This is a genomic window from Salinivibrio sp. PR5 (assembly GCF_001996085.1).
In the GTDB taxonomy this organism is placed as follows: Bacteria; Pseudomonadota; Gammaproteobacteria; order Enterobacterales; family Vibrionaceae; genus Salinivibrio; species Salinivibrio proteolyticus.
Genome location: NZ_MUFK01000003.1, coordinates 100585 through 121204, shown reverse-complemented (window position 1 = coordinate 121204; position 20620 = coordinate 100585). Strand labels below are relative to the sequence as shown.

Below are 20620 nucleotides of genomic sequence, written 5' to 3'. Positions count from 1 at the left end.
ATATTGATTACTAACAATATAGGAAGCTTTTGTTTTTTATCGGTACAGTAACTATATTAAACATCATACTGCCATCATCGTTGGGGTGGCTATTAGCTATCGCCATTTTACTTTTTAGTAAAAAACTTTTTACTATAGCTATTGAACGATGGTGGTAAAGCGGTATATGAAAACGTAGTAAGTTTGTTTATGTCAAACGATAATGAGAGCAAAGATTGTTCTGTGAGACCTCGTAACCTTTCCAACTCTTTAAAGCGGTCTTTTTTCAAGTATGCATTCATTTCATCGATTGATTCTGGTTGATTTGGATTGATATCAAAATGAATATGTGCAAAAAAATTGAAACTCAAAATTTTTTCGAGCACCTCATCCTCAACTCTATAAGTCCAGATCGCATCTTCCTCTCCAATAAATTTGTAGTTGATATCTCGTTCAGGAGCATATCGAGCTGATTCTAAGAGCAAAGTAATACACTCAAGCTTTCGTTCTAATCTATGCTTTCGAAAAATATGTTGATTTGTATTGTAGTAGTCATTCAGTTCTACCAGTTGGTTGAAGTGAGCGGATAAATCTGAGTATTTTATTTGGGGTGCTTGGTTTGGTGGCGTTCCCCCATATTTCTTATCAGGTTGCAGATATGTTTTTAGGAAAAACCTTATTGAGTTATCAGCTTCAACTAACATCTTACGGAAATTTAGTAGTTGTTCAGCCTCATACTTTATAAAACTATCGTTGAGCCATTGTTTTTTCTGGTTGTTTGCTGAAATAATAGTAAAAGCAATAGCTGCTATTGATGTTAGAGCCGCAAAAATACTTGCTAAATCACCAACGGACATATCAGGATACCGGTGTAAAGTGATCATTATTATCAAGTAAGTAATAATAACAATGCTAACAAGCAATCCTTTATTTTTTTCGAACATTCTACTCTCTATTGCTAATCATTAGACTCTGTGAATCAATCATGGTTTTATCTACACATTACTTGCATTACAAAACGTAAGTCAAATGGAGCTTCGTGAATTTAGTGCTCAATCATCCAATGGGACAAGAGAAATCTAAGCAACCTATAGTTTGCTCCTCGTTACCAGCTTGAGATAAGGGAAAAACAGCCAGGTTGGTGGCCTGACTATTTGGGTTGAGGCAGGTTAAATCCGCTTTAAAGGCTTAACGACGCTTTCTAAGCCTTCAACTTTTAATGCTAAGCACAATTGCATCAGCTCTCCGAGCTCGCCGTCGGGGAATTCTGCTTTGTTTTGAAACCACAGTAAGTATTCTTCAGGCAGATCAATCAATACACGGCCTGCGTACTTGCCAAACGGCATGCGCATATTGGCCAATTTAATCAGTTGCGCTTTGTCCATGAAGCATTCCTTGTCGATTACGCCGTGGCTTGTTGGGTGTTCTCTCGCTGCTGAGCAATCATTTCAAGCAACATGGTTTCACGGACCAGCGATTGCCCGGCTTTGTCACTGTTTGCCATCACCGCTTTGTTGTGCGCGATCGCGTGAGACAAATTCACCCACACAGGCCGCATGCCGTTATGGATCTCGTAGTGCTCAAACGTGGGAGTACCCAGCTCTCGATCGACTTGGCAATAGAAGCAGTAAGAAAACATGTGCATCACATCAGCGCCGTCACGATACCAAGGGCGGTATTCTTCAAAGCAGCCAAACGGGCGAATATCACGAATATGTTGGGCACCCGTTTCTTCTTGTAGCTCGCGGATCATCCCCTGCTCTGCGGTTTCACCCTCGTCAATACCGCCACCGGGTAACGAATAATCATCATAGCGTGCGGTGTACATCAAAAGGATTTCATCCCCTTGCAGCGCAATCGCGCGGGCCGCATGGCGTGTGATAATGGTTTTGTTGTCGAGCGGTAACACGCGCTCATCGGTGTGTTGGGCGATAATCTGCATAAAGAACTCAGGCAATACGAAAGCAAAGCGCGCGAGTATACCACACTCGCACGATTCGCCGCAGCGCGTTGCAAACCGCGAACGCCGTTACGCCAAGGCGGTGCCTTTTTCTGGTACATAGCCGCTCGCCACAAAGTGAACAAACGCTTCTTTATCTAACACCACCGCGCCTTCAGCGTGCGCTTTTTCTATCATCGCGTTGCTAGCAAAATCACCAAAGCAGAGCACATCAACCGCTTCTTGCGTGTGGTCGTTAATCGTCATACCGCTTTGCAGTGCCATCTCTGATAACTGACTCTCTTCATCGTTTGGAAAGCCTAAGAAGCTGACTTTAAACCAGCCATGTTTGGGGGTGGCAAGTTTGATCAAGCCCTCAACCGAACGCGCCGAGTCGGTGTTGCTCACGCGAGTATCATTGGCTTGAGCGGGTGCGTGATGCTCAACAGATACCGAAACAGACTCAGACGCCACCGCGTCTGACCACGTAAAGGGGCCGAAGTCCGATAAACCTTCACAGAACTGAATGACTTTATCTTTCGCTGGCCCAGACATATCAGCGGGAAACGTGAAGTGAATCGTGCCATCGGCGTTTTCGCTCACATCGATGCCTTTCACAAGCCAAGCCGGCAGTCTTTTTGTCACCGCTGGCTGGGACGGTGCCTGCATGCTGGCGGCTGATGTGGTTTCCTTGCCGGTTGGTTTTAATTGCTCAATGGCATTTTTCCACCCCCACTTGAGCGCTTGGCGGACTAAATAAAACCCAAAGCCCAATGCGCAAAGGGCCAACAAACTTAACGTGGCTGACCATATAGACTGCGGGTTAGTGGGACCATTAACAAATAACATAAATGCAATCACCATATAGCCAAAGCCGAGAATACGGCTAAACGCGCTATACTTTTTGTCCAATAAGGTCCAAACACACAGGTAAGGAATAAAAAGGATTCCTACGATTAAAAGGCCACTCGGCTTGGTGGTGGCGCGTGCGTCAGTATTCATGATGGTTGTCTCTGCGATGAATAATCATACGGCGAAAGGAAACCCGCGAAGCCGCTGGGGTTCCGCACACGGAGCGCGCATAAAATTACGCCAACGTCCAGAATAATGCGAGCTATATGTCTTATTTTATCGACCTTCTCCCCGAACCCATTGCTCTTTGCTATCCAGCGTGGTGCTAAAAAACCCGTATGGACGAATTTATCGGCATTATTGACAGACTCGCCCGTGCAAGTATGGTTAATCCTGTGACGACGCGAGACCTTTTGCGTATACTGCCCGCCCTTACTGATTAAGACAGAGAGATCATCATGAGAGTTTGTGCTGTTGATTTAAAAGCCAATGAAGCGAACATTGTATTGCTAGACAGCGACAACGGCTTGTTTTCTGTGCCTGAGTGCCGCGCAAAAAAGATCACCGTTGCCAAGCCTGAAGCACAAGAAAGCATCCAACACTTTCATCGCACCATGAGCAAGCTGGTCGAAGACTATCAGGTAGAAAAGATTGTGATCCGCGAGCGCCCAACCAAAGGCAAATTTGCCGGTAGCAGTGCTGGATTCAAGCTAGAAGCCGCGTTGCAGCTAATTGAGGGAATCAATGCTGAGGTGCTGCCAAGCAGCGTAATGAAGCAAACCCTAAAACGTCACCCTGTTGATGTGAGCTTAAAAGAACTCGGCCTTAAGCAGTTCCAAGAACAAGCGTTTTTAACCGCTTGCGCGTATTGTAATCAGCACACCAACTAATTAAGTGACAACCACAAGGATGTGTTATGAACCAAATCACTTATGCATCACCACTCGGTGAGTTAACCTTAACCGCGAATAGCGACGGACTCACCGGGTTGTATTTGCCTAAACGCGCACCGCAACCCGTTAATGCATCGTCTCACTCCGCCCAGCGGGTACTGGATGAAGCATGTCGTCAGCTGGATGGTTACTTCAATGGCACGCGCCAACAATTCTCTTTGCCCCTCGCCCCACAAGGCACACCCTTTCAGCAACGGGTATGGCAAGCGCTACAAGCAATTCCGTATGGGCAAACGGCCAGCTATCAAACCATTTCCACCGCTATTGGTAACCCAAAAGCCAACCAAGCGGTAGGCGGCGCGAATGGCAAGAATCCAATTTCTATCATCATTCCTTGCCATCGTATTATTGGTCGCCAAGGGCAGCTGATTGGCTACGGGGGCGGTCTTGCGGCCAAACAAGCCTTGTTGATATGGGAAGCAACCGGCGAATGGCCAACCACGCTCCCCAACCCGCAAAGTGGTAAAGAAAAAGCCTTTGTCGCTTAGCTATGCTGCTAACGCTTTTATCAGTCGCTCTGGGGTAAGTTTAAAACCGCAGTGCAGGTAAAAGCTTTGCGCATCGGCTTTGTGATAACTCGGGACCACTTCAATCTGATCACACCCTCTTGCTTGCAAACAGGTCTCCGCGGCACTGAGTAACTGGCGGCCGAGGGTCATGTCTCGAAAGTGTTCATCCACCATAATGGTGCTGATGCGCCCGACATGGTTGGATTTATCCAGTTGTAAGATCACATTGAACGCCACCACGCCTGCGACCAACCCACAAAGCTCAGCGACTAATACGTTGGCATCCTCTGCGTGAATTAAATCGGTGAGCGTTTTCTTCATTTGACGCCACGGAAGTGGGTCAGGCTGACAGCGCTCACACAAAGCGCAAATGGCATCGATATCGTGAAGGGTTGCCTGTCGAATCATGGTGTCTTCCTTGGTTGCCGAAGATAAGTCTCTAACATTTGCGATGGGCTAGGCCGTTGCATGGTAGCCCAGCCCCAAAACGATAAAGCGACGATTACTGTGCCTGTGCCATTTGCCCGCCTTTCACGCGTGAAAGGGTAACGCGACGGTCAAAGAAAAAGCCTTCATTGTCGGCTTGGTCGGCCAATGGCTGGCTGTCTCCATACGCAACCGTATCTAGCTGCGCCGGATCGACCCCAACCGAGACCAAGTAGTCATACACCGCTTGCACACGTTGCTCTGACAGCGCTTGGTTGTAGGCTTTGCGCCCCCGTGGGTCGGCATACCCGGCCAATTGCCATTGCGCATCCGGCATTTGCTGGATAAACCCTGCTAGCTCATCAAGCTGAATCATAAAGTGGGGTTCAATGTCAGCCGAGCTGGTTCGAAACTGAATATTCATCGCTAAGTCGATATCCTCGATAGAATGTTGCTCGGTGCGCAAGCGGGCAAGTTCTAATTGAGCTTCGTTGTATTTTTGCGTGACAAGACTCAGCTGTTCATTTTTCGCATTCATCGTTTCAATCGTATCTTGCTGCTCCGTCGCAAGTGTTTCGAAGCTCGCGTTTTGCCCCATCACGGTGCCAATAATCGCTCCCGCGACTGCGCCAACCGGCCCGGCCACTAACGCGCCAGCCACCGCGCCGCTGCCCATACCGATCAATTCTGGTTTTTTGTCTCGCTCAACATGTGTGGCGGCCATCCCTTGTGGGGTTGCCACGACAAACATAGAAACCGCGAATACAGAGTGTGTGAGTGCTTTTTTGATATCCATAATGTCCTCGAAAGTGTGTTTGTTGTGCCGTGCTGGCGATGAGGACATTAAAACAAGCCGATCAGGCATTTTGCGGGAGCAAAAATGGCAATGTGGCGATCAATTGTGGCAAAAAAATGGCAATTGCGCGGATTCCAGCAAAAGGGGTTTTCTCTGCGCTGAGTTTGGGTATAGTCACTGCAACACTCGTTACCTATCCCGTACCATGAAGCAGATAGCAATTGTTGAAGATGAAGCCGCCATTCGCGATAACTATGCCGATGTGATTCGTCGCCAAGGCTATCAGGTCAATACCTACGCCGATCGCCCATCCGCCCAAACCGCTTTTGAGCAACGTCTACCCGATTTAGCCATTATCGACATTGGTCTGGGGAATGAAATTGACGGCGGCTTTGCGCTATGCCAAGCCCTACGCGCGATGTCTGCAACAGTGCCGATTATCTTCTTAACCGCTCGGGATAGTGACATTGACACAGTGGTGGGGCTGCGAATGGGCGCCGATGATTACTTGACCAAAGACGTCTCACTGCCTCACCTGATGGCGCGCATTGCCGCCTTGTTTCGCCGCAGTGATCTCTTGGCCCAAGCGCCGGCTAGCCAAGTAAAAAGTCTGCATTGCGGCCCGCTGAACCTTGATTTGGATCGGATGCGCGTTTACTGGCATGACACCTTGATCGATCTCACTGTGACCGAGTTTTGGATGGTCCATGCCTTGGTTAAACGTCCGGGCCACGTCAAAAGCCGTCAAGCATTAATGGATGAAGCACACGCGGTGGTGGACGACAGCACCATAACCTCGCACGTGAAACGGATCCGTAAAAAGTTTCTCGCCGTCGATAGCCAATTTAATTGCATTAGCACCGTCTATGGCATGGGGTATCGCTGGGATGAGGAACACCCATGAGCCTGAGTCGACTGCGTCGTTATGGCTTAAAAGGACGTCGCTGGGTGCGAGAAGGGCTGGCCGGGATCCGCACCAAGATTGTGATTCTCTCGAGTTTTCTACTGCTGCTGCCCTATTTGGGCTACCAGTACGTGTGGGAAATGGAAAGTGTTTTACGCCAAGGCCAAGAGCAGACGCTAATGGGCACCGCTCGGGCCTTTGCGATGGGGATGAACGATCGCCCCAGCTTATTTATCCAGCATGCCCCACCCTCGACCTTAGAGCCGGGCAAAGATTTACATGCATTTCGCTTAACCCAGCCTATTCGCTTAGATGGCAACTTAGAGGATTGGCAACCCTATCGCCATCATCAGCGCCTTTATCAACGCAACGGACTGATCTTTAGCCAAGGTGCATACAACAGTGACACGCTTTCTTTGGCGATCATGAGTGGCAGCACCGACACTGCGGTGTATTTCGCGCTCGATATTATCGATAGCACCCCTGCCACGCCGCAAGCGACAGGCGATATCGACAGCCAAGATCATCTCATATTGGCACTCACCTCACCGCAAGGGGCGTTTTATCGCGTCGCCATCGGACAAGCGCGTAATTCTGACAATGCAAAAATCATCCATCTTGATAACGGTCTTGCCGACAATGCCACCGGCGTAAATATCGAAGGTCCGCCCCAACCACTTCCCATTGCTGCTAAGTGGCGCGCCACCGAGCAAGGCTATCAAGTTGAGATCAAACTGCCAGCGGCGTGGGTCGGCCAGCAGCTCGGCATCGCTTACTACGATGTGGACGACAGTTTTAACCGCGGCCTACGCGCGATTATTGGTACCGCATCGACACGTTCAGCGGCAACGCTGGGCAGCTTTATGATGCCCTCGGCCCCCATTCAAGCATTAATTGAGCGGATGAATAATGGCGCCTCCAGTGTATGGGTGGTTGATCAACACAGTCGCGTGCTAGCAAAAGCGGGTGACATCCAAACTTCCACCGGTGTCTGGCAACCTCGCCAAGCGATCCCAGAGCAGCAAGGCGTCATGGACTGGATAACACAAACGCTGCTACGCCCTTGGTACGATAAACTGCTTGTAACCCCGCCTGAGCATTTTGTCGATGCGATGCAACAAGCCTCAATTTATAAGGGCGTACAGGCGCAACAAGCCTTACAAGGGCGGCCTTACGCCAGTTGGCGCAGTTCAGATGACAACCAAGCGATGATCTTAACCGCAGCCTACCCAATTTGGTTAGACGGTAAAGTAGCGGGGGCCGTGATTGTTGAAGAGACCACCAACGGGATCCGTAGCCTGCGTAATGAGGCCCTCGAAACCCTCTTTTCCGTGATGCTCGCGGTGATTTGTACCGGCGTGCTCTTGCTGCTGTTATTCGGCTCGCATATCGCCAAACGTCTGCGTCGCCTCCAACAAGAAGCGAATCATGCTATCGATAGCCAAGGGCGTGTCACGGGCACAATCACACCGGCAACCAGCCACGATGAAATCGGTTTACTAACCCAAACCATCACCGACATGGTGGGACGCATTGCTGGCTATAACCAGTATCTTGAAAAAATGTCGTCTCGCTTATCCCATGAGCTGAGAACGCCCATTGCGGTAGTGCGATCGTCATTGGAAAACATGGCGTATACGCAAGCGGACCCTGACCAGCTCACCTACATCAACCGCGCCCAAGACGGGGTGCAACGCCTTGCAGGGATCTTATCGACCTTAACCGAAGCCACACGCCTTGAACAAAGCTTTGATAATGCCGATAAAGAGCCGGTCAATCTCAATGCACTGATAGAAGGCTGCGGGCAAGGCTATCAACTAGCGTATCCGGATCATCGGTTTAACGTCATGCTACCAGCGCAGACCGTCAGCGTATTCGCTGTACCCGATTATCTCGCGCAGTTATTGGATAAGCTCGTGTCCAACGCGGTTGAGTTTGATGATGGCGCCACCCCGATTGATCTTGCGCTGAGCCTTGACGCTGAGCATATTACTATCACAGTAAGTAACGCCGGGCCGCTACTGCCCGAACATATGCGTGATCAGCTGTTCCAATCGATGGTTAGCGTGCGGTCAGAGTCGCATAAATCGGACAAACCGCATCTTGGTTTAGGTCTTTACATTGCGCGTCTGATTGCAGACTTTCACCAAGCGACACTCGTGGCTAGCAATCGCGCCAGCCAAGATGGTGTGACAATGTCACTTATATGGCCAAGTTCGCAGCAGCTTGGCGAGGATTGATCTTCCCCTTTATCGTGTCGATACTGAGGGTTCACTGACAGGGAGAGCTAACATGATTGACTTTTATTCAGCCGCCACACCCAATGGCTACAAAGTCGCGATCGCCTTGGAAGAAATGGGGCTGCCGTATCAATTGCATGCACTCGATTTAATGGCGAACGAACAGAAGCAACCGGAATTTCTGGCGATTAACCCCAATGGCCGTATTCCTGCCATTGTCGATCAGGACAACGACAATTTTGCCGTGTTTGAGTCCGGTGCCATTTTGCTCTATCTCGCGGAAAAGACGGGGCAGTTTCTACCGTCAGACCCTAAAGCGCGCTCGCAAACTATCCAGTGGCTCATGTTTCAAATGGGTGGAGTTGGACCCATGATGGGCCAAGCGAATGTGTTTTACCGCTATTTCCCAGAGAAAATCCCAGCCGCAATCGAACGCTATCAAAAAGAGGGGCGACGCCTACTCGAAGTGGTTGATGGCCAGTTGCAAAAACACCCCTACCTTGCCGGCGACGAATACACCATTGCCGATATGGCCACCTGGCCTTGGGCGCGCATTCATGAGTGGAGCGGCATTGATATTTCGGGGCTCGATGCCTTAAAAGCGTGGCTAGATACGCTGGCAGAAAGGCCCGCCTGCCAAAAGGCGCTACTCACGCCCGCCCCCTCTGACGCGACAGATGAAGAGCGTGCCAAACAAATTCGCGGCATGGTCACACGCTAAGCAGAGCGGTATACTAGACGGGCAGGCGCATCATTGGCCTGCCCTTTTTGTTCTGTCTATGCTGTCGAGGTTTTGTCGTGTTAACGCCCTGTATTGGTTTGTGCCGCCGTGAAGAAGATGTTTGTGTAGGGTGCAAGCGTACCCTCGATGAAATCATTGCGTGGGGCAAAATGACCGACGATCAGCGCGCCGTGATTATGGCCGAGCTCCCACAGCGTCCTGACCCCAAACCGCCTGAGCCCATTCACCCCTCACGAAACCCGTTCAAACGACGATTCAGCTGATGCCACCAGTGGTTTACGGTATTCAATAATCACTTGGTTACCTTCGTAGTACACGGCTTCAATGTCGCCATCGACAATGACTTTACTGGTTACCAACACATCTTGGTACGCTTGTTCGCGCTCACGCAGGCTGGGTAAGATTTTGTTGGGCTCTACGCCCATCGCTTGACAAAATGCGAACACAAAACGGCTGTCGAGTGTGGCATCGCCATGAATACAACGTGAAAAGGTAAGGTGGCTGACTTCTAAGCGTTTTGCCATTTCAATTTGCGTGATCCGTGCTTTGGCTTTGTACGACATCCACGTGTCATAGAGGGCTTGTCGATCCTCTTGGTTAAACGTCATCCTAGTGTCCAATCGAAAAAAGAGCATTGGCTGCAAGGGTAACAAGCCACGACCGACGAATGTCAGCCTGCCGTTAAGCGCGAGTTAATCTTGCCGTGTGGCATCGACTTCGCTAGGATCGCGACTACGCGCCCAAACACAAGAGCCCCCTATGGACATTAATTTGGCGAACCTGCCTGCCGATGAAAAACAAAAAATAGAACTCGACAAACAAGCCGCCTACGCAGTTTGGAAAGTGGTCAACAACAAAGCAGAATCGAGCCTATTCGAGCAAGAAGCGTATGCATTGACTGAATGGCAACGGGACTTCTACCTCCAATGTGTCGAAAAGTATCGAGCCCAACCTGACGCCTTCATCATTCCCGAACAAGACCCCTCTGTCAGCTAATCATCCCGCGCCTATTAAGGCGCGTTTACACAAAGCGCTCCGCACGGATAAAAGTAACCGACTTTAAACCAGTTATTCTCCCTGCCAATAAATCATCTGTTTAAAACAGCAAAGATGCCTGTGTTTTATTACACCTCTAGCACACAAGTAACGCCAAATTGTCATACATTTTTTTGTCATTTCGACTAGCTAAATCCACCAACCCGCTCTACTGTTATTCTTATCAAAAAGCATTCATTATTTGGCGAGTTGCCGAACATTTAACTAACTTTAAAACGGTGTTGGCTGGGTGACTCCGCGGTAACCATAATAAAAACCGCATAGAAAAGCGGACAGTGTACGATTACCGCCCGTAGGAAGCACCCTTACTTTTTAGACAGACAAGCGTTAGCTCAGTAAGGGGTAAAAACTATGACGTTGGGGTTTAAATCACGCATTATGGTGGGGGTCGGTCTGTTGGTGACCGTCTCTCTCGTGGTGTTGGGAACACTCAATACGCTCTCGCTACGAGAGAAAATGATTGAGTCACTCACCACACAAACACAAAACAAACTTGATCACCATGTCACAGAGTTAGAGCAGTTGGTTACCTCGCAACTCTCGGCTATTGAAAAAGGTGCAAATCACTTCACAACGGGCCTCACCGCGCAAGAAAACGTGGCACAAGTGAGGATGTTGGCAGACACCGCCGGTATCGCCAATGTGATCATGACGTATGAAACCGGTGATTCGTTTATGTCGAATCATTCGGGCGATGGTGTGACCACCAACCAATTCAACTTCCGCGATCGCGACTGGTATCGGCAAGTCAAAGCCGATCAATCCATTCACTTAACCGGTATTTATACCGACAAAGTGACTGGCGGTAAGGTGATCAGCGCGGTCGCCCCCGTGTTTGAAAATGGCCGTTTCATCGGTGCGTTGCTTGGTGACATTCCACTGGAAAGCGTGATCACTCAGGTAAGCAATATGCGCTTTGCCGGTGGGGCCGCGACACTGACCGATCAAAACGCAGTCTTTTTTGCTAGTGATGATCCGAACGATATCGGCAAAACGCCCTCTCAGGTTAGTGCCACCTTCAGTGATATGGAGAACATGTTCCGCACCGATGAGCGCGGTCACTTGAGCTTTCCCTATATGGGCATTAATTTTGATGGCTATTTCCAGCGCGTTAACCTCACGGAAAATCGCTATTGGACGCTGATGGTGTTTGTGGATCAGCAAACGGCGTTGGCAGACATTCGCAGTGCTAAAATTGAATCTTTAGTGACGGGGATCATCCTGCTGGCGCTGAGCTTGGCAGCGATCTATCTGATCATCAATTACTCATACCGTCCACTGATCAAATTGAAACAAGCGGTGTTAGATCTCTCCAAAGGGAGCGGCGATCTCACCGCACGACTTGAGGTCAATGGCAACGATGATTTGGCCCAAATCAGCCGCGGCTTTAATACCTTTGTCGAAAACCTGCAAAATATGATGCTGAAGGTCTCCCAAGCCAGTCAAATGATTTCGAGCAACATCACTCAGCTGTCGCAAAACACCCAAGAAAACGAGTCTGTTCTCGAGGCGCACTCGGCAGAAACCGAACAAGTGGTGACCGCGATTACTGAGATGAGTGAAAGTGCACGCAGTATTGCTCATAACGTCTCGCAATCGAATGACATCACAGAATCGGCCAGTAAAGAAGCCAGTCAATCGCTTGAAGTGGTCGACAATGCCGTCGTCACCGTGAGTGCACTGGTAGATGAAGTGGAAGATATGTCAGCCCGAATCACCAGCATGAATCAGGATGCAAACAAAATCAGCGACGTGCTCAATGTGATCGGGGAAATTTCCGAGCAAACCAACCTGCTTGCCCTTAACGCCGCGATTGAAGCCGCGCGGGCCGGTGAGCAAGGCCGTGGGTTCGCGGTGGTTGCCGATGAAGTTCGTGCCCTCGCCGCGCGCACGCAAAGCAGCACGACCGAAATCTCAGATATGCTGACTGCCCTCCTTGATGGCACATCGAGCGTGGTTGAGGCGATGGGAAAAACCAAAGAGCAGTGTCAAAGCACGGCGGATAAGACGTCGGAAGTCTCAAACAGCCTGACCATCATGAGCGCCTCCGTACGTGAAATTGATGATGTCAGCACCCAAATCGCAACCGCGACCGAAGAACAAAGTGCCGTGGCGGAGGAGTTGAGTAAAAACATGCTCTCGATTCGCGACATGGTGAGCAGCTTAGTCGAGAGCGGCAAACAAACCGTTTCCGCGACTGACTCATTATCACAATCGAATCAGGAGCTTGATCGCTTAGTATCCAATTTTAAACTGCAGTAGTTTTGCACGGAGTCCGTTTCAAGCGGCACAAGCACCCTTACGCTTTATTCGGTTGTTGTTATCGTCAGGCAGGGCCCCCTGCCTGACTTCGCAGTTGGAGATGTAGTTATGTCTAGTGCTCACCCCGACGGCTATGCCATCACCCCCACATTTGCTAAACATTACCAAACCATGCGGGCACATTTTTTTAACCGCGACCCAAACCGCTGGCCCATTTATCGTACCCCGGGTTTAGCCCAGTGGCTCGAGCAAGGCATGCTCCCCGCACCAACGTCACCCGATATACATTTGCTTGAGCAACAACATGTGCCGAGCCACAGTGACCTGAGTCATCATATTTTTCCGCCGCTCGCTTTACACGCGGCGACACACTCCAAAGACTGGACCGCACCGCAAGCGGTCGAAAATGTGATTACCGCGCCCTGCGACCCTGCCATTCATGGCGCACTACTGGCTACTTTGGCCAATCCAAACTTGGTGTACAGCGAATACGCGGGATTGTCGGTAGAGCTTGAGCAAACTATCGTACGCCAAGTCGCCAACTTGATTGGTTATGATGACCAACGCGCCACGGGGCTTTTTACCCAAGGTGGCACCTTTGGCAACCTTTACGGTTACTTGCTTGGGCTGAGAAAACAGTTTCCGCTGTCTGGGCAGCGGGGTCTGCAAGGGCAAGACTTTCGGATGATTAACTCATTGGCCGGTCACTATTCTAACATGACGAACCTCGGCCTGTTAGGGACAGATATTCCTAATCAAGTGCTTCGCGTCAAAGTCGATGCGCGTAACCGGATGGATTTGGATGATTTTGCCTACACCTTAAACGGCTGTTTGGCGCAAGGGCTAGCAGTTCCCACCATCTTACTCACCTTTGGGACCACAGACACTTTTGCAATTGATGACATTGAACGCGTGTATCAGATCCGAGAGCGTGCTTGCCAGCAATATAACGTAGATATCAAGCCCCATATCCATGTGGATGCGGCCGTCGGTTGGCCACTGATCATGTTCAATGATTACGACTTTAACGACAACCCGCTCGGCATTAACACCGTGACCGCGCAAAAGCTCGCTGCCTTACTCCCGCGGGTCCGTGGTTTGCGTTATGCCGATTCCATCACGATCGATTTCCAAAAATGGGGATTTGTCCCTTATACCTCCAGTTTGGTGATGTTCAAAAATAGCGAAGATATGGAATGCCTCAAACAAGACCCTCACTATTTCTCTTATTTTGAAGCAAGCAAAACCACCCATACCCATTTGCAATCTACCATTGAGTGTTCTCGCGGTGCAGCGGGTGCTTATGGTGCATACTGTGCGCTTAATATGCTGGGCAAGCGAGGCTATCAGACTATGATTGCGCATGGCTTACAAAATGCGGAGTATCTGAAGGGACGATTGAGCGATTTACCTTATTGCAAGGTGGTCGCGAGAGAGAATTTGGGGCCCACAGTGGCCTTTCGCCTGTATCAACCCGCTGATAACCTCGATGTGGATACCCTGTTCGAGCGCGAACAAAAACTCCATCAGTTAGGCGCGCGTATCGACAGTATTACCCAGCACAGCTTATTTCACCGCGAGCACTTTTTGGCTCGGCAAGGTCGAAAGCTTCATACCAATTGGGTTGAATCCATTGCCCACACGGAGTTCGACACCGATGGCCAGTGCTTGTTTATTCCCGGCGAAAAAGCCGTGTTCCTTAATCCGTATACCGAGCAGCGCCATATCAGTGAATTTGTCGATGCCCTAATGGCAACGGAGACTGAACAGCCCGCCTAAACGCGGGCTTACCAACGCCAAAAGTGCGGCATAAACAGAGCCAAGACGGTGAAATATTCTAACCGCCCCAAAATCATTGCGGCATTGAGAATCCAAATACCGGTATCAGTCACCGGCTGGAAGTTGCTGCCAACCTCTCCAAAACCTGGGCCCAATACATTGATACACGCGACGACCGCAGTAAATGCAGACCAAAAGTCGAGGCCTGTCATCATCATCAACAAGGTGAAAACGCCAGTGGTCAGCGCAGCCAGAGACATAAAGGCCATGACCGCTTGCGTCACGTCGTTGGACACTACTTTGTCTTGATAACGGATCGGCAGCATTGCTGAGGGATGAATCAATTGGTGCAACTGGCGACGAATAATTTTAAACGTGATGATATCGCGAATAATTTTGTTCCCGCCGGCGGTAGAGCCAGAGCAGCCGCCCAAATAAGCACAGAATACCAAGAACAATCCCGTCGCCGCAGGCCAAGAGCTTAAATCAGCAGCACCAAACCCCGTGCTGGTAATAAAAGACACCACATGAAACGCGGCAAAGCTTAGCGCAACCCATACCGATTCATAGCGTGATTCACCGTATAAATACAATCCCAACATCAGGGATAAGCAGGCAACGACAATGAGGAAGACTCGTGATTCTTCATCGTCGAAATACAAACGCACACCCCGCCAACCGATGCGAAAAATACGAAAGTGCAAACCGAAGTTAATCGCGCCAAGCAGCATAAAGACATTGGAAATCATCAACATCAAATGGCTTTGAAAGTGCCACATACTGGCATCATGGGTCGAGAAGCCACCGGTTGAAACGGTTGAGAAACTATGGGCAATGGCATCGTAAGCACTCATCCCCGCCAAATAATACGCAAGGGCACACGCTAACGTGATCACCACATACACGCCCCATAAATAGTGGGCCGTTTTGGAGATCCGCGGGGACAATTTCTCGTCTTTGATGGGTCCGGGAGTTTCTGCTTTTAACAGCCGCATCCCGCCCACGTTCAACATGGGAAGCACCGCGACCACAAAGATAACCACACCAAGTCCGCCCATCCATTGTAAAAACTGGCGATACAACAGGAAAGAGGCGGGCATGTCATCTAGCCCACTGAGTATGGTGGCACCAGCGGTGCTGAGTGCACTGATCGACTCAAAGGTGGCATCCGAGAAGTTCACCCCTGTCACCAGTTTAATCGGGATCCCACCCAATATACCGACCAAAATCCACGTAAAGGTCGAGAACAATAAAGCATCACGGAAGGTGACTTGGCTTAACTTACTTTTGCGAAATAGCCAAGAGATAACCAAAGAGGCCATCATCATCAGTAAAGAGGGATAAAAAAACTGTGTCGACACATGATCGCGAAATAGGAATAGCGACAGAAGTCCAAACACAAATTGGACAATACCCATCCATAAAATAGGCATGCCCAATAGACGCAGTGTGTTTTGAAAGTTAATCATGACATGGGAAACTCATCATTAACGCGCCAGTGGCCTGCAAGCCCTTCGAACCACTCGCGTTATCACGCCATAAAGGCGACAACGGTAAAAGTGCACATTAAACCGCGCACCGTTAAAAGTATATAGCTGGCACATTGGGAATGTCCCACAATGCCACAGGCATATCAGCGTCGTTAATACCCTGCCAACAAGGCATTACGTCGCAGACATGGATCAAAAAAGCCGGGCATTGCTACCCGGCTTTCTATTATTTACTGCGCTTGGCGACGCTCACCGCGGAATGAGCCGCGATCGTTGCCACGGTCACGGTTGAAGCGACGTTCGCCACGACCACGGTTGTCACGGTCTTGACGACCACGGCCACCGCCATTGCGATCGCTTGGGCGACGGTCACGGATCACATTGCCTTCAACGCGTTGTGCGTTGGTTTCTTTCTGGCGAATACGTAGCTTCTGAAGCTGCGCAAAGACTTCTTTTGGCATGGTCTTAGGCAACTGTACGTAAGTGTGTCCCGGTGCCAGTTTGATCGCACCAATGTTGTTTTTATCTAGACCTAGCTCGTTAGCAATCGCGCCCACGATGTCTTTAACTTGTACGCCTTGCTCACGACCCACGCTTAACTGATAGGTATCCCAGTCTGCCGGGTTGGTTTCACGGCGGTCACGGCCATTTTGGCGATCATCACGACGACGCTCACGACGTTGGTTTTCACGTTCCATCGCCGCAATCATTGGATCAGGGCCTTTGTAGAACAATGGACGCTTGCCTTGCTGACGCTGAAGTAGCATCGCCGCTAAGGTCGTCGCATCAACTTCGATGTCGTTTTGTAGCTGTTCAATCAAGCTGACGAAAGGTGCGATTGAGTCAGCATCTTTTTTCTCAGCCAGTTCGCTAGCCAAACGGGCTACGCGAGATTCCGCTACTTTGTCGCGGTTCGGCAACTGGATTTCGTCCATGCGCGTCTGAGTGACACGCTCAATGGTACGCAGCATACGCATCTGGTTGGTGCGTACCAACAAGATCGCTTTACCTGCACGTCCAGCACGACCGGTACGACCAATGCGGTGAATGTAAGATTCAACATCAAACGGAATGTCATAGTTAAAGACATGGGTGATACGTGGCACATCAAGACCACGCGCGACAACGTCAGTTGCCACCAAAATATCAATCACGCCACGTTTGATGTGGTCAACCGTACGCTCACGTTGAGATTGCGGAATATCACCGTGCAGTGCAGCGGCTTTAAAACCACGTGCAGACAACCAGTCCGCAAGACGCTCGGTATCTTGACGAGTACGAACGAACACAATCGATGCGTCGGTGTCTTGCGTTTCCAAAAGACGGCTCATCGCTTCGTCTTTTTCTACGCCTTTCACGACCCAGAATTGTTGCTCAACTTTCTCAACCGTACGGTTGCTTCCCGCAACGTCGATGCGAGCAGGCTTACGCAAGAAACGATCAACGATTTGTTTAACGATTGGAGGCATGGTGGCAGAGAACAACACGCGTTGTGCCGATTCAGGCGCTTGCTCCATGATCCAAGTGACGTCGTCTACGAAGCCCATTTTGAGCATTTCGTCAGCTTCGTCGAGAATAAAGGTATGTACTTCATCCAGCTTCAAACGATCGCGGTTAATCAAATCTTTTACACGACCTGGAGTACCCACGATAATGTGCGCGCCGCTTTTCAGCGCTTTCATTTGATCAACGATCGACGCACCACCGTAGATCTCAAGAATTTTGAGGCCTTTGATGTTTTGCGCCAAGGTTTTCATCTCGGCAGCAACCTGAATGGCCAACTCGCGAGTCGGCGCCATCACGATGGCTTGAGGTTTATGCTGGCTTAAATCAACTTTGTTCAACAGCGGCAAAGAAAACGCCGCGGTTTTGCCCGTACCCGTCTGCGCTTTACCTAGCGCATCACGGCCTTCTAGCAGCACAGGAATAGACGCAGCTTGAATCGGTGTTGGCGATTCAAAGCCCATGGCGTCAAGTGCAGATAAAAGGGTGTCGGCCAGATCTAACTGGCGAAATTTGGTTACAGATTCTTGCATTGGGATCCCAATCTATGAGTGTAGCGAAACGGGGCCCCTTCAGCGTTCTGCTCAACCAGCTACACTGCTCTTTCACAGTGTAAGTCACCAGCGCCACGGGCCTCGGTAATTAAGGGTGTGCATTCTGCGCTATTCAGGCGAAAAAAGCCAGAAAAAGTTGAACAACTTCACAAATTTTGCCGCTTTCGCGTACTCATGTGGCACATTGTTTATCTCGCATACAATCCCTGTATGGTTACGCATCAACCGATTACTGGCGATTCACTTGGATCCACGACATACCACACCATCGATAGCAATTTCCGGTCACGGGTTGGTTTTGGGTGAGCGAATACGTATAGTGTGGCGATTCGAAAACCGAGACCGATGTTATGTTTCAAGACAATCCCCTGCTAGCGCAACTTAAGCAACAGATCCAAGAAACCCTGCCCAAGAAAGAGGGAACGGTAAAAGCCACTGAAAAAGGCTTCGGCTTTTTAGAAGTGGACGATAAAACCAGCCTCTTTATTCCACCACCGTATATGAAGAAAGTGATGCACGGTGATCGTGTTGAAGCCTTCGTTCGCACAGAAAAAGAGCGTGAGGTCGCAGAGCCGGATGCCTTGATTGAGCAAAGCATTGACCGCTTTATTGGTCGCGTCCAGTGGATTCGTAACCGTCTTAACATTGTGCCGGATCATCCGCAAATCAAAGATGCGATTCGTGCCAAAACCCAGCGCGGCTTATCGCAAGACGAACTCAAAGATGGCGACTGGGTTGTCGCATCCCTGATCCGTCACCCACTCAAAGGCGACGACAACTTCTTCTGCCAAGTCAGTGAAAAAATCACCGATGCCAATGACAAGATTGCGCCTTGGTGGGTCACGCTAGCAAAACATAACTTACCAAACCAAGAGCCTGCGCCTAAAGAAGCATGGGCGATGTTGGAGCAAGGTTTAGAGCGCCGCGATCTGACCGCGCTTCCCTTCGTGACCATTGATAGCGAATCGACCAAAGATATGGACGATGCGTTATATGTAAAAGCCAACGAGCAAGGCGGCTTTACCATGACAGTCGCGATTGCCGATCCGACTGCGTATATCGATGCGGATGACGACCTTGACCAAGTGGCTCGCAGCCGCGGCTTCACCATTTACTTGCCTGGTCGCAACATCCCAATGTTGCCTCGCGATCTGAGTGACGATTTGTGTTCACTACGTGCCCACGAAAAACGTCCGGCGCTTTGCTGTACCTTCAATATCGCTGCCGATGGCACCATTGCCGATGACGCCGAGTTCTTCTCTGCATGGATCCAATCACACGGCCAGCTAGCCTACGACAAGGTGTCGGACTACATCGAGCAAGGCGAACAGGCGGCATGGCAGCCAGAGAGCAGCGACATCGCGGATCAAATCCATCAGTTGCACCAGTTTGCACTTGCCCGCATTGAATGGCGTGAAACGCATGCGGTGACCTTCCCCGATCGTCCTGACTATCGCTTTGAGCTCAGCGAAGATAACGATGTGATCGCGATTCATACTGACGCGCGCCGCATCGCTAACCGTATCGTTGAAGAGGCGATGATCAGCGCTAACATTTGTGCAGGTCGCAAACTGCGTGAATCCTTCGGTTTCGGTATTTTTAATACTCACGCAGGCTTTAACAGTGACAAGCTGAACGATGTGGTCGAGTTGGTCAAAGCCCATGACGGAGAAGCCGAGAGCGAGAGCTTGGCAACCGTTGAAGGCTTTAGCGCATTGCGCCGTTGGTTAAACAGCCTAGACAGCACCTATCTCGACAACCGCCTGCGTCGTTTCCAAGCGTACAGTGAAATTGGTCATGAGCCTGCTCCTCACTACGCGATGGGCCTTGATGTCTACGCTACATGGACATCGCCTATCCGTAAGTACGGCGATATGATTAACCACCGCTTACTCAAAGCGATCATTCGCGGCGAAACCGAAGCCAATGCCCCTGCGGATACGATCGGTGAAGAACTGGCTGGTCATCGCAAACACCACCGCATGGCCGAGCGCGATGTCGCTGATTGGCTGTACGTCCGTTTGTTGAAGCCAGAAGTGGAAGCACAAACCCGCTACACAGCGGAAATCTTTGATGTTAACCGCGCGGGTATGCGTGTTCGCCTAATCGAAAATGGCGCACCGGCGTTTATTCCATCGTCGCTGATCATCGATAACAAAACCCGCATTGCCTGTGATAAAGAAACAGGCACAGTGACCATTGATGGCAACGTTGAGTTTAAGCTTGGCGACAGTCTGGAAGTGGTGATTGCGGATATCAAAGAATCCACGCGCTCCATTGTGGCAAAACCAACCCAAGTGTTTGCGCTGCCTGAACAAGCGAAAGACGAATAATCTCACCCTCTTTCTTGTGGCTCTCTACGGCGAGTCAACTCCCCTTCAAAGCCAAGCCTTACCGCTTGGCTTTTTTATTGGGCGTATTGCGCTTGAAATGATAAGTTAGTCATTAGCTTTCCGCTATCTAACGGCAAGGCGCCAAAGTAATCGAGCCACCATCCCATCGATAACGAGCCTTGATGGCGCATCGGAGGAAAAAGCACAAGGCTGGTCACAGTCTGTTTGTTTAAGGCTCTGAATTTGGCACTCTTTCACCATGCGCAAACTATGATATCTAAAACACAAACATTGATTTTTCAC

The 20620-nt window shown here is 50.0% G+C and carries 19 protein-coding genes; 10 read left to right on the top strand and 9 right to left on the bottom strand.

Annotation, left to right across the window (positions count from 1 at the left end; translation table 11 throughout):
• Positions 1–107 precede the first annotated feature (107 nt).
• The 4 genes from BZG82_RS02575 to BZG82_RS02560 all read right to left on the bottom strand — a co-directional run bounded on the left by BZG82_RS02575 (position 108) and on the right by BZG82_RS02560 (position 2920).
• The gene (locus BZG82_RS02575; protein ID WP_077765096.1) at positions 108–923 is read right to left on the bottom strand and encodes a hypothetical protein; all 816 of its coding nucleotides are present in this window, start codon (positions 921–923) and stop codon (positions 108–110) included.
• A 225-nt stretch (positions 924–1148) separates the two neighbouring features.
• A complete protein-coding gene (locus tag BZG82_RS02570; RefSeq protein ID WP_077640018.1) occupies positions 1149–1364 on the bottom strand; it encodes a DUF3820 family protein in 216 nt (71 codons plus the stop codon).
• A 17-nt stretch (positions 1365–1381) separates the two neighbouring features.
• On the bottom strand, positions 1382–1921 hold the full coding sequence (locus tag BZG82_RS02565) for an NUDIX hydrolase (RefSeq protein WP_069591215.1): 540 nt from the start codon (positions 1919–1921) through the stop codon (positions 1382–1384).
• Between the two features lie 87 nt (positions 1922–2008).
• A complete protein-coding gene (locus BZG82_RS02560) occupies positions 2009–2920 on the bottom strand; it encodes a hypothetical protein (protein WP_077765095.1) in 912 nt (303 codons plus the stop codon).
• Positions 2921–3228: 308 nt separating this feature from the next.
• Here BZG82_RS02560 and BZG82_RS02555 point away from each other — a divergent pair, with 308 nt between their 5' ends.
• Together BZG82_RS02555 and BZG82_RS02550 are read left to right on the top strand one after the other, a co-directional pair.
• A complete protein-coding gene (locus BZG82_RS02555; RefSeq protein ID WP_077765094.1) occupies positions 3229–3660 on the top strand; it encodes a DUF3010 family protein in 432 nt (143 codons plus the stop codon).
• Positions 3661–3686: 26 nt separating this feature from the next.
• Positions 3687–4211: a methylated-DNA--[protein]-cysteine S-methyltransferase gene (locus tag BZG82_RS02550; RefSeq protein ID WP_077765093.1), complete on the top strand. Its 525-nt coding sequence runs from the start codon at positions 3687–3689 to the stop codon at positions 4209–4211.
• On the opposite strand, the gene BZG82_RS02545 is transcribed toward BZG82_RS02550, so the two are convergent.
• Positions 4212–4640: a GNAT family N-acetyltransferase gene (locus tag BZG82_RS02545; RefSeq protein ID WP_069588709.1), complete on the bottom strand. Its 429-nt coding sequence runs from the start codon at positions 4638–4640 to the stop codon at positions 4212–4214.
• A 94-nt stretch (positions 4641–4734) separates the two neighbouring features.
• Entirely contained in the window at positions 4735–5454 is a 720-nt protein-coding gene (gene pdsO / locus BZG82_RS02540; protein ID WP_069588711.1) for a sortase-associated OmpA-like protein PdsO, read from the bottom strand.
• Positions 5455–5659: 205 nt separating this feature from the next.
• Between pdsO and pdsR the strand changes: the two genes are divergently transcribed.
• The 4 genes from pdsR to BZG82_RS16710 all read left to right on the top strand — a co-directional run bounded on the left by pdsR (position 5660) and on the right by BZG82_RS16710 (position 9603).
• Positions 5660–6358, top strand: coding sequence for a proteobacterial dedicated sortase system response regulator (pdsR, locus tag BZG82_RS02535; protein ID WP_069588746.1), 699 nt, complete (start codon positions 5660–5662; stop codon positions 6356–6358).
• On the top strand, positions 6355–8598 hold the full coding sequence (pdsS, locus tag BZG82_RS02530) for a proteobacterial dedicated sortase system histidine kinase (protein ID WP_108742945.1): 2244 nt from the start codon (positions 6355–6357) through the stop codon (positions 8596–8598). Before pdsR ends, pdsS begins: the two co-directional genes overlap by 4 nt.
• Positions 8599–8650: 52 nt before the next feature.
• Positions 8651–9319 carry a glutathione S-transferase family protein gene (locus BZG82_RS02525; RefSeq protein ID WP_077662480.1) on the top strand — a complete coding sequence of 223 codons (669 nt, stop codon included), beginning with the start codon at positions 8651–8653 and terminating at the stop codon, positions 9317–9319.
• 77 nt (positions 9320–9396) lie between these two features.
• On the top strand, positions 9397–9603 hold the full coding sequence (locus tag BZG82_RS16710; RefSeq protein WP_198928529.1) for a DUF1289 domain-containing protein: 207 nt from the start codon (positions 9397–9399) through the stop codon (positions 9601–9603).
• On the opposite strand, the gene BZG82_RS02515 is transcribed toward BZG82_RS16710, so the two are convergent.
• Positions 9571–9948 carry a helix-turn-helix domain-containing protein gene (locus tag BZG82_RS02515; RefSeq protein WP_077480861.1) on the bottom strand — a complete coding sequence of 126 codons (378 nt, stop codon included), beginning with the start codon at positions 9946–9948 and terminating at the stop codon, positions 9571–9573. The genes BZG82_RS16710 and BZG82_RS02515 overlap by 33 nt on opposite strands.
• Positions 9949–10099: 151 nt before the next feature.
• Here BZG82_RS02515 and BZG82_RS02510 point away from each other — a divergent pair, with 151 nt between their 5' ends.
• From BZG82_RS02510 to BZG82_RS02500, 3 genes are all read left to right on the top strand, one after another.
• On the top strand, positions 10100–10336 hold the full coding sequence (locus BZG82_RS02510; protein ID WP_077765091.1) for a DUF3283 family protein: 237 nt from the start codon (positions 10100–10102) through the stop codon (positions 10334–10336).
• Between the two features lie 411 nt (positions 10337–10747).
• Positions 10748–12658 (top strand): methyl-accepting chemotaxis protein, encoded by a 1911-nt coding sequence (locus tag BZG82_RS02505; protein ID WP_077480865.1) that lies wholly within the window; start codon positions 10748–10750, stop codon positions 12656–12658.
• A 108-nt stretch (positions 12659–12766) separates the two neighbouring features.
• Complete coding sequence (locus tag BZG82_RS02500) at positions 12767–14437, top strand: pyridoxal phosphate-dependent decarboxylase family protein (RefSeq protein WP_077765090.1); 1671 nt, start codon at positions 12767–12769, stop codon at positions 14435–14437.
• 8 nt (positions 14438–14445) lie between these two features.
• Here BZG82_RS02500 and BZG82_RS02495 read toward each other — a convergent pair whose 3' ends face one another.
• Both BZG82_RS02495 and BZG82_RS02490 read right to left on the bottom strand, forming a co-directional pair.
• A complete protein-coding gene (locus BZG82_RS02495) occupies positions 14446–15906 on the bottom strand; it encodes a TrkH family potassium uptake protein (RefSeq protein WP_077765089.1) in 1461 nt (486 codons plus the stop codon).
• A 251-nt stretch (positions 15907–16157) separates the two neighbouring features.
• The gene (locus tag BZG82_RS02490; RefSeq protein ID WP_077480871.1) at positions 16158–17963 is read right to left on the bottom strand and encodes a DEAD/DEAH box helicase; all 1806 of its coding nucleotides are present in this window, start codon (positions 17961–17963) and stop codon (positions 16158–16160) included.
• Between the two features lie 371 nt (positions 17964–18334).
• Between BZG82_RS02490 and BZG82_RS02485 the strand changes: the two genes are divergently transcribed.
• Positions 18335–20317: an exoribonuclease II gene (locus BZG82_RS02485; protein WP_077765088.1), complete on the top strand. Its 1983-nt coding sequence runs from the start codon at positions 18335–18337 to the stop codon at positions 20315–20317.
• The last annotated feature ends 303 nt before the right edge of the window (positions 20318–20620 follow it).